Here is a 12026-nt window from a genome sequence, read left to right as displayed (position 1 = left end):
AGCGAAGAACAGCGCAAAAGGCTGGCCGTCTACCTGAAAGCCAATCCGGTGCTCGAAGCCCTCTACACTGCCAAGCAGGACATGGCCCTCCTGCTGACGCAAAAATCCCTCAATGCCAAAAAGGCCAGCCAGCTTATCCCCGACCTGCTCAGGCTGATCGATCAGTTCGCCGCCAGCCCCCTCAAGTCCCTCGCCGATACCCTGACCAGCTGGCTCGAGCCCGTCGCCCGCATGTGGCGCTTTTCCAGGAACAATGGAATCACCGAGGGCTTTCACACAAAGATGGAGATGATCTCGCGCCGCGCGTTCGGCTTCCGCAACTTTCACAACTACCGCTTGCGCGTGCTCGCTCTTTGCGGTTGGAATGGCGTCATCAATCGGGTCTGATCCACCCTCATCCCCCGTTCACGGGGAAGAGCCGGAAATTGGTGGACGCACTAGGGCTCGAACCTAGGACCCGCTGATTAAGAGTTTGACCAGAGAAGTGTTAGCGTATGAATGCGCACGTTGCCATATGCTAGTCAACCTACTGATATCACTTGGGAAAGGTCGATTTTAGGGCTACTGTATGTTGACGTAAGTGTGCAGCCGCCACTTACACTAGACTTACAAGAGGTGGCCATGCCCAAGCTCAAGCTGACCAAAACAAATATCGATCGGGTACGTAAACCCGGTCGCGGAACTACACTCTATTGGGACACCGAGACGCGCGGCTTTGGCTTACGCGTTACTGCGTCGGGGGCTGCTAGCTTCGTTGTTCAAGGCACGATTGCCGGGGAGGGCAAGGAGCTGCGCATTACAATCGGCACTTACGGCGCGTGGTCAGTGGACGACGCGCGCCGCCGAGCTGAGGAATGCAAACACCAGTTCGAGGACGGCATAAATCCGCTGGCTGCGAAGAGGGCCGACGCGGCGATGAAGGTGAGCCTTGGTGAAACGCTTGAGGCATATGTCACGCGACCGGGGAAGCTGAAAGCGAGCACTGCCGCTGAATACCGGCGGCACGTGGATCAGGTGTTTACCGGGTGGAAGGACAAGCCCATCGTCTCGATCACTCGGGATATGGTGCTGGAACGGCATCGGGAACTTGTTGAAAACGGGCTAGAAGGGAAGCGCGCCGCGCCTGCCAGCGCGAATGCCGCCATGGTGACGCTCCGCATCCTTATCAACTTCGCCAGCCGCCAATACCGGCGCGCTGACGGTAGCCCGCTCGTCCTGCACAACCCCGTTGACGTGCTAAAAGACCATTGGGCGCCGCTTGGCTCGCGCACCGATCGCTACATTGACCGCCGCAAGATCGGGGAGGTGTGGAACAAGCTGCACGAAGCCCGCGAAATCCCGAAGAATAAGGATGCGCTTGCGGGGATCGACCTGACGATCTTCGCGCTGTTGACGGGTGCCCGCCGGGACGAAATGACCACACTGACATGGGACCGGGTCAACATCGACGATGATGACCCTTCAAACTGTTGGTGGCATCTGGACGACCGCAAGCGTGGTGATCCGATTTGGCTCCCGCTCTCATCGCAAGCGGTGGCGCTCCTTAAGTCACGGATGCCCAAGCCTAAAGAGAGTGAGGACGACCCGGAGCCTAGTCCGTATGTGTTCCCAAGCTGGTCCAAGACCGGACATATCACCGATGCCAGCGCACCGATGGAACTGGTCGGCAAGGTAGCTGGCAAGCATTTGAGCCTGCATGATATGCGCCGGACCTACACGAACATCGCCATGCGGGAATGTCTGATTGAGAAGTTTCGCACCGACCTGCTCACTGGCCATAAGCCTGCGCAGGAGGACGTAACCGCCCGCAATTACCTCGACCTAGCGCGGTTGGATTGGTTGCAGCCCGATGTGCAGAAGGTGGGCAACTGGATCGAGCAGCAAGCGGCGATTGCAGCCGGTGCCAACGTGGTATCGCTGGCCCAGCGTGCGTGAGCGCAGCATGATGCACCAATATCTCGCTGACAGTCGGGGCTGTAGGGGCGAAAGCGTGCTGGCCGTCGCTAGGGTAGCACAGCACCGCTGCCACACCGTAAATCGCCCCACAGCCGAGCGTGGCTAGGGTCACGCCATCCCGGCTACTATTTTTTGAATATCCCCGACCTACTATTTTTGGATTTGGGTCTCGATTGGTCGTGCCCCCAAGGTGATGTAGGAACTGTCGACCTGAAGCAGAGTCGGGTTTGGGCCACGCGGCCAGAGCTGACAGGCTGACGACGGGGAAAGGCAGCACGATGGCCCAACGACCTTTTCGGACCGAGGAGAGCATTGCCGCAGAACTGGCTACTCGGCAGCGCGTGGTACCACTGCTAAAGCGACACGGCTTTGCGGTAACAGGTCACCACTGGACGGAGCATGGCATTGCAATCACTCAAGTAATCGACGCTGAACGAGTTGGCGGAGCGGCGGTGCGGATGCACGTTCGCCTTTGTTGGCGCAGAGACGGACGCAACGCCAACGAAAGTCTTTATTCGGCGGCCCAGCTTCGCGCCCGCCTGGATCAGGGAAGCTGGGAGCAAACCCTCGAGAACATCGCCGCCCGTCACGAACGCGAGGGGTTCACCCATCTACTTTTGGTGCAGGACAGCACAGAAGGATTCGTATTCGCAGCATTGGTGCCCAGCGGCCAAATTCCGGCGATATGGCAGCGGCAACGAGAGGTGAGCGACGACTTAATCTCGCGCGGTCTGACTGGTAAGATGACCAAAAATCATGCCGCGAACGGTTCAAGCCCGACTCTGTGGCTGCAAGACGACCGGCATTTAGAAACTCCCGCCGTGGCCCGCGTCCTTTGGCAATGGCCAGGTGTGATCAATATTCTGGCACTTCCACGTCTCGACGAGCTTGAGCATGACAATGATACGTTCGACGACTTAGTTGGAGCCGAGCAGTATTTCGGTCGTGACCAGGGACAGCGAATTGCGAGCTTCCGCTCCGGTTATCCGCGCGATCCACGGGTCCGCGCGGCAGTTCGCGCCCGGGCAAAGGGCCACTGCGAACGCGCGGGCTGCGACGAACATCGCGACTACCCAGGCTTCCTCGATGTGCATCATATCCTAGGGATTGAGGTTAGCGACCGCGTCTGGACTTGTGTCGCCCTGTGTCCGAACTGTCATCGCGAGGCGCATTTCGCTCCTGAAAGTGCTGACATCAATGAAGCTCTTCGCCAGTTTGCCAGCAGATTCGCAATATGACGGGGGACCGCTGGTTCCAAACAGATGAATCGGATGACGTTGCCGGTTCGCTGCGGCACGCCCTACGATGCCTTCCACTGATCGATAAGGACCCGCAGGTATGGAAGTGGTTCGCGCTGGCACTTCACTCGACCCTACAAGGCGCCTGCGTTTGTCATCTGGTCTCGACCGCCACCCCGATCGGCGCTGTCTATCCTGAAAATGCGGCCAAGTTCATTAGCTTCTTCGAGGAGAGCCGCGCAAACCCCGATGCGAAGCCACCAGAAGCGCGACTAATGGCCCTGCCGGGACTTCTGAAGGCCGCGCGGAAACCGCATTCGGCGGGCGACAGAAGCAATGACCAAGGTATCGCTATAAGCGACGCCGAGTTGGAATGGCTCAATCGCTTCCACGCAAGCGTGCGCAACCAATTCACTCATTTTGAGCCGATGGGTTGGTCGCTTGAAGTTTCGGGATTTCCGGAAATTGCCATGCTAGTCGCACGCATTGTGTCGGAGATCGCAGACACGGGTTGGGCGTTCAGGCACAAGGATCGGGAATGGATTTCGGAGCTGAAGGCGAACCTCGGTCGGCTCGAAGCCATGGCCACAAATACGAACTAGTCGGTGCCTTGGCGCTTCGCGGTGACGGGGCTTTGAGAACTCACAGATGGGGGCGGCTATCTGACGAGATGAAGCAATGATGGATACATTCCAGAAGTCGATCAGGGAGGGTTGCGACCTCTCAAACGACCGAAGCCTGACTGGTCACACACTGCGAATTGCATAGCACTTAGCCGCAGCCTGTGCTAACAAAACAGCTGCGCTGGTTCGCCCATGTAGCGGCAGCGTAGCCAACGGGCTCCGTCCATCGGGGCTGCTGACACCCCAACTTCCTGCTCTGGGTTCTCCGCAGGCAATCGCCTGCGGCTCATGGCGTCGCGGGCATTGCGGGGTTCATCCTGCCATGAAAGTTCTGACTCACAAGGAAGCCGCTAGTCTTATTGGCGTAACTGAAGCCACACTTCGGTTCTGGCGCTGCAAGGGCAAAGGCCCTCGGTTCACGAAGCTTTCCGACGCCAAGCAGGCAGGGGTCCGATACGATCTTGCCGACATCGAAGCGTGGAAGACTGCACGGAAGTTCGCAAGCACGTCCGCGGCCACCGTCCATCACCCAGGCAACGCCTGAAACCTTCTCTTCACAAACTGCGGCAGGGTTCGAGGCCCTGCCGCGGAAAGGTATCTACGTGACAAGCTCATTGTACGAAAACGGAGATTCGGTCCGCAACCCCGATGCAATTCGGGAAAAACCAAGCGAGTTTGAAAGCGGCGATCACGCCGCTGAGCCGCCTGAATTGACAGCATACCTGGAGGGTGCCGAAGGGGGTCAAGGGGGCACCGGGCCGACCGCGCCCTGGTCCAACATTCCGATTGAACTGCGTCAGCGTCCGCAATGGTGCCTCGCCGCTAATGACAAGCGGCCATTAGCGCTCGATGGTCGAAACGCCAGTGTCAGCGATCCCAGCACGTGGACTGATTTTGACGCTGCGCGACGCTGCGCGGAATTGCGAGGCTGTGGGATCGGCTATGTGCTGACGGCGGACGACCCTTTTTCGTGTATCGACCTGGACGTGAAGGATGGCACCGGCCCTGAGGCACTGCAACGGTACCACTCCGTCATCGAAACGTTCGACAGCTACACCGAACATTCCCGCTCCGGGCTAGGTTTCCATGTCTGGGTCAGGGGCAAGATTGGTGAGGGCAGGCGGCGCGATGGTGTCGAGGTCTATTCCCAAGCCCGCTTCATAATTTGCACCGGTAGCGTCGTGCGTGACCGCCCGATTGCGGACCGGCAGGACGTGCTGAGCAACATGGTGGCGCAGATGGCGAGCGAAGCGCCTGCGAAGCTGGAACTGTGGGGTGACGACCACGCCGATTGGGACGCAGCCACGCGCGCGGCGGAGGATACAGGAGAGCTGGGGCGGTTGTTCGCCGGTGATTGGAAAGGTCGTTATCCCTCTCAGTCGGAAGCTGACCTTGCCCTCGTCAAGCTGCTGATTCCTCTTACCGAATCACCACGCGAATGTTGGCTGACGTTTCGGCTGTCGAAGCTGGGCGAACGGGATAAGGCAAAGCGAACCGGCTACGCGCAATCGACCATGGCACAGGCGATGCAGCATTACCACAACGATGCGGAGCAACTGCGGCACGGGGAGGCTATGGCGGCGGGGTTGCTGCGGCAGACGGCATCGTCGCCAACGACAGACCAGCTCCAAGCCGACGCAGAAATCCCTTCGCTGTTGGACAGGCTGAGCGTTGATTGGACAGCGCCCGTTGATGCTGACGTACCCGATGTTGTCGAGGGTTTGGTGGCAGACGAAGAGGTGACGCTGCTGGGTGGGCACGGCGGCGTCGGAAAAGGCTTTCTCGCCTTGCAGATGGCCTGTGCGGTGGCTTTGGGCGAGCCGATTTTGAATCACCCGACCCGGCAATGCCGGGTACTCTATTATTCTGCCGAGGACGGGCGCAAGCGCCTTACCCGCGGCTTGCGCCGCGTTGCCCAGCAGTTCGACTATGACGAGAAGAAGCTACGACAGAACTTGCGCGTGCTCGATGCCAGCGAAATTGACCCGCTCTATAGTGAGCGGCTCGAATCTGGGGCTGACGGTAAGCGAGCCGCAAAGGTGCTAGGCGGTACTGCGGAATTCGACAGGCTGCGGGAAATGGTCAAAATCTTCGATCCGCAACTGGTCGTTGTTGACGGTGCCTCCGACACATTCGATGGGAACGAGATCGCCAGGCGCGAGGTGCGCGGGTTCATCAAAATGCTGCGCCGGGTGCATCCCTGCCGAAATATCGGCGTCTTGCTCATCGTTCACATCGATCGTTCGAGCGCGCGCGGTAACACTACCAACGATGATGGCTACGCCGGGAGCGCCCAGTGGCACAATTCCAGCCGCCGTCGAATGTTCTTGCAGCACCAGATTGACAAGGAGTGGGACAGCGACTTGCGTAAGGAAGTCGTGGTCGGCGAGCGGTTCATGCTCAGGGTGATGAAAAACCAGGACGGCGTGACGCAACCCGATCTGCAGCTTCAAAGGGGCGAGTGGGGGCTCTGGCAGCTCGCCGTTGAGATCGGCGACGACCTTGCGCTTGGTGTCAATGCGGGAACCGACCACGCCGCGACCTTGGCGCGTTTGATCGGCGAATACTACGCGCGCGGCAAGTACATCAGCACATCGTTAGCGCCCCAGGCATCGACAGGTGCGTATGCCATGCTAAAGGACGATCCGGAATTCCCACAGGGCCTGAAGCGCAAGCGAACGATTGACTTGATGCGGGGATTGGAGCGCGACGGGGTGCTGGCCGCAGAACCGTACCAGAGACCGAACCGGAGCTGGGCAGAACGGTGGACGGTACTGCGCGATCCTAATAATCCGTTTCGACAGTTCGCACCCGGCGCACAGACTGGCACAGTGTGAATATGTGTGACCGCGTGCATGCTGTGCCGTGCACCGGCACACAGCGTGCGGGGGTTTAAGGGGGGACACTGTGTGTGCGCCCTATGTGCAAACGCTTCAGTCGGTCGCCTAAGGTGGCGTCGCGCCTGCATGTACCAATGGCGGGCCTGCCCCTTGCTGCGCTTCACTCATCTGCGGATGAGGCCTCTTTCAAGAGGAAAGTGGGATCATAGAGATGCACGATGCCATGCACTACGGTTTGGCAGTTTGCGATCAAATCGGTCGCTTCCTTCTTGGAGCAGAAATGGCCGCTGTGTGCGATTTCGTTTCTCTTCTTATTGATCTTCTTTGCGAGCGGCCAAAGGCTGGTGACGGTGGCGCGCTTGGGGTCGCCATCCAGTATCGGCAGCAGCAAACGTTCTACTTTGCCTTTCAACCCATTTGCCCACATCAACAGGCCATCAACGAACTTAGCGTCAAGCTGGCTGCGCGCAGAGAATTCCTGACGAAGAGCATAATTCACGGCGAGCTCGGTGGCACTAGCGGCCCTAATCACTGCAGCTGAATAATCAGTCCTGTCGTGCAACCCGGTGAGTTTGACCCACTGAGATTGAATTCTCTCAAGGTCTGTACGCTTCCCATAGGGCTTCCGCTCCTTCGTCTTGCCTTTCGTTCTTGCCATAAATGCCTCCCATCGCCGCTCAGGACTATATGCGCGTCATCGCGTTTTGCCAGTCCGTGTAGTGATGGACGTCTTGCCGCCTTGTTTGCACTCTGCCGACCCGAACTTGGTGCCATGTCACTGGCGCCGCCTTTACTCCTTCCGTTCCTCTGCGAAAGTGATGAACGACCTACGGAGATGAGGCCGATCCATGTTAAAGTTGGGGTGCGTCCGTTTCCACAAATAGATATTTATTTCAGATGCTTGGGTGGAACCCGAAACAAATTAACACATTAACATTGGCTCGCCTTAGCGCGCATACAAGCTGCCCTCGGCCATTCAATTTCACGGCTTCGCATCGCTCGCCTTGCCTAGTATCGTGCCGATATACGGTCGATTAGATGCACATTTTTCTCTGCAAAAGGTTGACATATCAGATCGATCCTATCAGAATGGCGTCGATATTTACGCGGATAGGCGGATTCGAATGACTGAAAAGCACGACAAATTTCGGGAATTGGCCGAAAACCGGACCAATCGCGCCATGGACTCAATCCGAAGAATCGGGAATCTTTCAAATCGTCATCTCTACGAATGGGACGATGCGGAGATTCGAAAAATCCTGAAGGCACTCAAGGATGCCGTCGCGGAAGTCGAACGCAAGTTCGCGGCACCGAAAGTATCCCGCGAGAAGAGTTTCAAGCTGTAAGCGAGGTGGATATGAAGGCCCAGGAACTTTGTATGGCTCTGGTGCATGCTGACAGTCCAGAAGAGGTAGTCAGCATTTTGCAGAAAGCAGGGTACTGGGATGATCCTAAGGTTTGGCGCGACCTTGGGGACAACGAGAACAACTATTCGGTCATTGGCGCGCAACAGTCGGACCCGATTGCTGCGCTCGTCGAGAAGGTCGTCAACAGCATCGACGCGCGGCTGATGAACGAATGCATCAGCAGAGGTATCGATCCGACGAGCAAACAAGCGCCGACTTCCGTTCGCCGCGCGATTGCCAGCTTAATCGAGGGCAGCGACCCGGATAAGGCGGCGAATGGCCGCATCGAGCATTGGGTGCGGAAGCAGCGGCGTGAACAGGCGGAATACATCAGCATTTCCGCCACCGGCTCAAAGTCCAACCCCTGCTTGTCGATCAGCGATCTGGGCGAAGGGCAAACGCCCGCGGCAGTGCCCGACACGTTCATGTCGCTCGCTAAGTCGAACAAGCTGCGCATTCCGTTCGTGCAAGGCAAATTCAATATGGGAGGGACGGGAGCGTTACGCTTCTGCGGCGGACTGCATCACTTCCAGCTCGTGCTGACGCGGCGGAATCCGGCGCTTCTTCCGGATGGTGCCGATAATCCGTGGAGCTTTACCATCGTGCGCCGAATGGAGCCGACGGACGGCGAGCGCAGTTCCGTCTATCGCTATCTTGCGCCGATCCCGACCGGCGATGAGAAGAAGCCGATGCTTCTCACTTTCAACGTCGAGAGCCTGCCCATCCGACCGAAGGGCAACAACGCCTATGCGCTGCAGCAGGAGTATGGGGCGTTCATCAAGCTCTACCACTATGAATACACTTACCGGTCCCACGTTCTGTTGAGTGACGGATTGTTGCGCCAGATCGACACGCGGCTACCCAGTCCAGCGCTGCCCTACATGATGCACGAGTGCAGGGCTTACAAAGGTGACTCCGACCGCAGTTTCGCGAACCCGGCTACCGGCGTTCTCGTTCGTCTTGCTGACGATAAGGGCGACAACCTGGAACAGGACTTTCCGAAGCATGATGAGATGGTTGTCGCCGGCCAAAGATTCCGCATCAGCCTGTTCGGTTTCAAGGCCAAGAAAGCGGCCACCTACCTGAACCGTTCAGAAGGTGTACTGTTCGTCGTCAACGGCCAGACGCACGGCACACTAAGTCCGCAGATCTTCACCCGGAGCAAAGTCGGCCTCGACTATGTTGCGGACTCCCTAATGGTCTCGCTCGACTGCTCGGAGCTTAGCCGCACCGCTCTCGAAGAGCTTTTCATGAACTCGCGCGAGGCATTGGCGAAGTCGGAATTCCGGACCGCTGTGGAACGCGAGTTGGAAGACGTGCTGAACCACCACCCGCTGCTGCGCGAATTCAACAATCGGCGGCGCGAGGAGAAGATTAAGGAGAAGGCGGAGGACAACTCTAGCATGGAGGATACGCTGAAGGAGATTCTGTCGTCCTCTCCATCCTTGGCGTCTATCTTCCTGAGCGGCCAGAAGCTGAAGACGCCGTTCAACATAAAGCAGTCAGCGGCGTCCGATAAGTTCGACGGCAAGCTCTTCCCCTCATACTTCCGCTTTCGCGGTCGTGCTCAGGACGAGGAGTTGAGCCGGAAGGCGGAAAAGGGCCGCGCGATCCGCCTGAGTTTCGAGACAGACGTTGAAGACAACTATTTTGGGCGGTCTAAGGAGCCGGGTTCTTATACCGTCGAGCAAGAACTCGACGGCGCGTGGGTCGCAGTTACGCAGCGCTCAATGAACCTTTATCGGGGCAATGCGACGCTGACAATCACGCTTGAAGGCGACGAGCCAGTCGGCAAGCAGGTGCCACTCCGCTTTACCGTGTCAGACGATCAAATGCTTGAACCACTGGTCAGCAGCGCCAGGATCGAGCTGATTCCCTACCAGGACCACGACACGTCCGACACAAAGAAGCATAAGAAGAAAAATCCGAAGAATGACGGCAACGACACCACCGACCAAGCCGGTATCGAACTGCCGACCGCCACGTGGATCAGTAAAGAGGAGTGGGACGACTACGGGTTCAATGAGCACTCTGTGTTGCGCGTTCTGCGGGCCGACACCGGCGGCGATAAGGCGAAGTTCGACTTCTTTCTCAACCAGGACAACATTCACCTGCTGAACGAGCTTAAGCACGCCAAGGGTAAAGAAGACCTCGTTCGCGAGCAATATCGCGTCGGCATGCTACTTCTAGGAATGTCGGTGATTCACGGACTCGGCAAAAATGCGGATGGTGACGTCGTGCGCGAGCGCGCCGATCAAGTGACGAGCGCTGCGGCCTTGGTCTTAATCCCGATGATCCGTCATCTCGGTAAGCTCGACCTGTTGCTCAAGCCGAAGCTCGCCGAAGCAGCCTAAGCAAGTCGGTGAAACAGCACGACCTCACGAGCACTCGAATGCTTGGCTTGAGAAAGCGCGTGCCAGCGACGATTGGGAACGTCGCGCCATAGGCGCTCTTGCTCGCCTTGGCCGACCTCTTGAAGACCAGCGCTAGTCAGGGCTTCGAGGTAGCGACTTAGCTGCCACTCCGGGTCGGCAAAGGCGACGACCTGCACAATGATCGTCTCGGGGGAGCAGACCTTTGCGATTGAGCGGAACGACGCTTCCAAGTTGCGGAAATACGTCGCCAAGCCTTTCTCTTTGCGGTGGCCGAGCGTGTAGTAACGCTCGCCGTCGCCATCGAGGCGGTTCGCGATCCAGTAAGGTGCTGCGGTCTCCCGCCGTCCGCCAATCTGCCACCGATGGTAAAGGACGTGGACTCCGGGATATGGCGGCGAGGTTAAAATGAGGCGGGGCTTCTGCTCGTCAAAAGCGCCGCTGGTGTGCGCCTGGTCAGCGGCTTGCTTCAACACGCGACATGGCTGGCGCTGAACGTCCGCCGTCTCGCGACGTAGCGCTGCCATGTCGTCAAGCATTTCCGACAGATACCCGACCAGCCGTGTCCGGAAGGTCGATATGGGCGGCGGCGAACGTTTGCCGTCCAGCGCAACCTGCGCAGTTCGCAACAGGGCGCAACGGGCAAACTCCCGGCTCGCGTTGTCGGGGAGCCATGCGGTGGCATTCAGCACTTGCTGGATAGCCTTGCGGTACCGCCAGACCCCATTCGCCTCCATGTGCTTGAAGTAGCCGCTTTCGCGCCACCTGCCATCCGCGTCGGCGGGCGCGTGCATGTTGACGTATTGCTCGACGCCTGCAGTCCAGTTCCGTAACTCCCGCTCGGCAGCCTCCGTGAGCAGCGTCGTCTTCACTTGGCTGATGAAAATCGCCAGTTCGTTGATGTCTGAACCGATACCCGCGCGGCCGAGGCGCATCGCCTCGACTAGCGTCGTTCCACCGCCAACGAATGGATCGAATACGAGGTCACCAGGCTTCGTGAATTGCTCGATCGCGGCTTGTACGAAAAGTGGAGAGAAGCGAGCGGGGTAACGGTAAAAACGATGGGTAGCGCCTTGAACTCGGCGCGTATCTTGCGCTGCGCGAGCAAGACTCTCAAACACTTCTGCGTTGGCTATCACCCGCACTTCCCCCGAAAAACTCTACCGACACCAATACGAGCGCGACGAGTCGAGCGTCAATAGCGGTGAGACGAGCAGCCCCAAGGGCCAGGCAGACCGTTGAAGGGGGTTATCTCTCGAGAGTAAGTAGGTCCTTCGGCTGAACTCCCAGGGCTTCGGCAAGTCGAACGAGAACGATGACGCTGGGATTCCGTCTCCCTCGCTCAATTCCACCGACATAGGTCAAATCGAGTTCTGCTGCGAATGCCAACTGCTCTTGGGTCAGATGCGCCTTCTGGCGGAGCTGCCGCACATTTCCTCCAACAATGGCTCGCCAATCGTCCATTCCGCGATGGATGGCGACCGGGCATATATACTCTAGTCATCTGGAACTGAAGTAAGCATCATTGTATATGCTCTCATCGGACATTTGGGAGCGTTTCATGATGGCGGGTAGACAGGCGGATTTGGTC

General features: G+C 58.2%; 11 protein-coding genes. 8 read left to right on the top strand and 3 right to left on the bottom strand.

What is annotated here, in order from left to right; genetic code table 11:
* From B5X69_RS19605 to B5X69_RS19580, 6 genes are all read left to right on the top strand, one after another.
* On the top strand, nucleotides 1-387 hold a 387-nt coding region (locus tag B5X69_RS19605), incomplete at its 5' end, for a transposase (protein WP_139375894.1).
* A gap of 234 nt (nucleotides 388-621) precedes the next feature.
* Complete coding sequence (locus B5X69_RS19600; RefSeq protein ID WP_079640201.1) at nucleotides 622-1935, top strand: tyrosine-type recombinase/integrase; 1314 nt, start codon at nucleotides 622-624, stop codon at nucleotides 1933-1935.
* 299 nt (nucleotides 1936-2234) lie between these two features.
* Nucleotides 2235-3194: an HNH endonuclease signature motif containing protein gene (locus B5X69_RS19595; protein ID WP_139375893.1), complete on the top strand. Its 960-nt coding sequence runs from the start codon at nucleotides 2235-2237 to the stop codon at nucleotides 3192-3194.
* Nucleotides 3191-3796: a hypothetical protein gene (locus tag B5X69_RS19590; protein WP_079640199.1), complete on the top strand. Its 606-nt coding sequence runs from the start codon at nucleotides 3191-3193 to the stop codon at nucleotides 3794-3796. Before B5X69_RS19595 ends, B5X69_RS19590 begins: the two co-directional genes overlap by 4 nt.
* 343 nt (nucleotides 3797-4139) lie before the next feature.
* Nucleotides 4140-4361: a helix-turn-helix transcriptional regulator gene (locus B5X69_RS22335; RefSeq protein WP_079640198.1), complete on the top strand. Its 222-nt coding sequence runs from the start codon at nucleotides 4140-4142 to the stop codon at nucleotides 4359-4361.
* A 58-nt stretch (nucleotides 4362-4419) separates the two neighbouring features.
* Nucleotides 4420-6654 (top strand): AAA family ATPase, encoded by a 2235-nt coding sequence (locus B5X69_RS19580; RefSeq protein WP_139375892.1) that lies wholly within the window; start codon nucleotides 4420-4422, stop codon nucleotides 6652-6654.
* A gap of 163 nt (nucleotides 6655-6817) precedes the next feature.
* Here B5X69_RS19580 and B5X69_RS19575 read toward each other — a convergent pair whose 3' ends face one another.
* Entirely contained in the window at nucleotides 6818-7315 is a 498-nt protein-coding gene (locus B5X69_RS19575; protein WP_079640196.1) for a hypothetical protein, read from the bottom strand.
* Nucleotides 7316-7781: 466 nt separating this feature from the next.
* Here B5X69_RS19575 and B5X69_RS19570 point away from each other — a divergent pair, with 466 nt between their 5' ends.
* Nucleotides 7782-8003 carry a hypothetical protein gene (locus B5X69_RS19570; RefSeq protein ID WP_079640195.1) on the top strand — a complete coding sequence of 74 codons (222 nt, stop codon included), beginning with the start codon at nucleotides 7782-7784 and terminating at the stop codon, nucleotides 8001-8003.
* A gap of 32 nt (nucleotides 8004-8035) precedes the next feature.
* The gene (locus B5X69_RS19565) at nucleotides 8036-10417 is read left to right on the top strand and encodes a hypothetical protein (RefSeq protein WP_079640194.1); all 2382 of its coding nucleotides are present in this window, start codon (nucleotides 8036-8038) and stop codon (nucleotides 10415-10417) included.
* Here B5X69_RS19565 and B5X69_RS19560 read toward each other — a convergent pair.
* Together B5X69_RS19560 and B5X69_RS19555 are read right to left on the bottom strand one after the other, a co-directional pair.
* Nucleotides 10414-11574 carry a DNA methyltransferase gene (locus B5X69_RS19560; protein ID WP_139375891.1) on the bottom strand — a complete coding sequence of 387 codons (1161 nt, stop codon included), beginning with the start codon at nucleotides 11572-11574 and terminating at the stop codon, nucleotides 10414-10416. The genes B5X69_RS19565 and B5X69_RS19560 overlap by 4 nt on opposite strands.
* A gap of 109 nt (nucleotides 11575-11683) precedes the next feature.
* On the bottom strand, nucleotides 11684-11899 hold the full coding sequence (locus B5X69_RS19555) for a helix-turn-helix domain-containing protein (RefSeq protein ID WP_079640192.1): 216 nt from the start codon (nucleotides 11897-11899) through the stop codon (nucleotides 11684-11686).
* Nucleotides 11900-12026 lie beyond the last annotated feature (127 nt).

Origin of the sequence: Sphingopyxis flava, from assembly GCF_900168005.1 — a bacterium.
Lineage (GTDB): Bacteria > Pseudomonadota > Alphaproteobacteria > Sphingomonadales > Sphingomonadaceae > Sphingopyxis > Sphingopyxis flava.
This window is presented reverse-complemented; position numbering and strand designations above follow the sequence as displayed.

What these genes read in the sequence shown, in the direction of transcription:
- B5X69_RS19600 (WP_079640201.1), top strand. Translation starts at nt 622, where the DNA reads ATGCCCAAGCTCAAGCTGACCAAAACAAATATCGATCGGGTACGTAAA.
- B5X69_RS19595 (WP_139375893.1), top strand. Translation starts at nt 2,235, where the DNA reads ATGGCCCAACGACCTTTTCGGACCGAGGAGAGCATTGCCGCAGAACTG.
- B5X69_RS19590 (WP_079640199.1), top strand. Translation starts at nt 3,191, where the DNA reads ATGACGGGGGACCGCTGGTTCCAAACAGATGAATCGGATGACGTTGCC.
- B5X69_RS22335 (WP_079640198.1), top strand. Translation starts at nt 4,140, where the DNA reads ATGAAAGTTCTGACTCACAAGGAAGCCGCTAGTCTTATTGGCGTAACT.
- B5X69_RS19575 (WP_079640196.1), bottom strand. Translation starts at nt 7,315, where the DNA reads ATGGCAAGAACGAAAGGCAAGACGAAGGAGCGGAAGCCCTATGGGAAG.
- B5X69_RS19570 (WP_079640195.1), top strand. Translation starts at nt 7,782, where the DNA reads ATGACTGAAAAGCACGACAAATTTCGGGAATTGGCCGAAAACCGGACC.
- B5X69_RS19565 (WP_079640194.1), top strand. Translation starts at nt 8,036, where the DNA reads ATGGCTCTGGTGCATGCTGACAGTCCAGAAGAGGTAGTCAGCATTTTG.
- B5X69_RS19555 (WP_079640192.1), bottom strand. Translation starts at nt 11,899, where the DNA reads ATGGACGATTGGCGAGCCATTGTTGGAGGAAATGTGCGGCAGCTCCGC.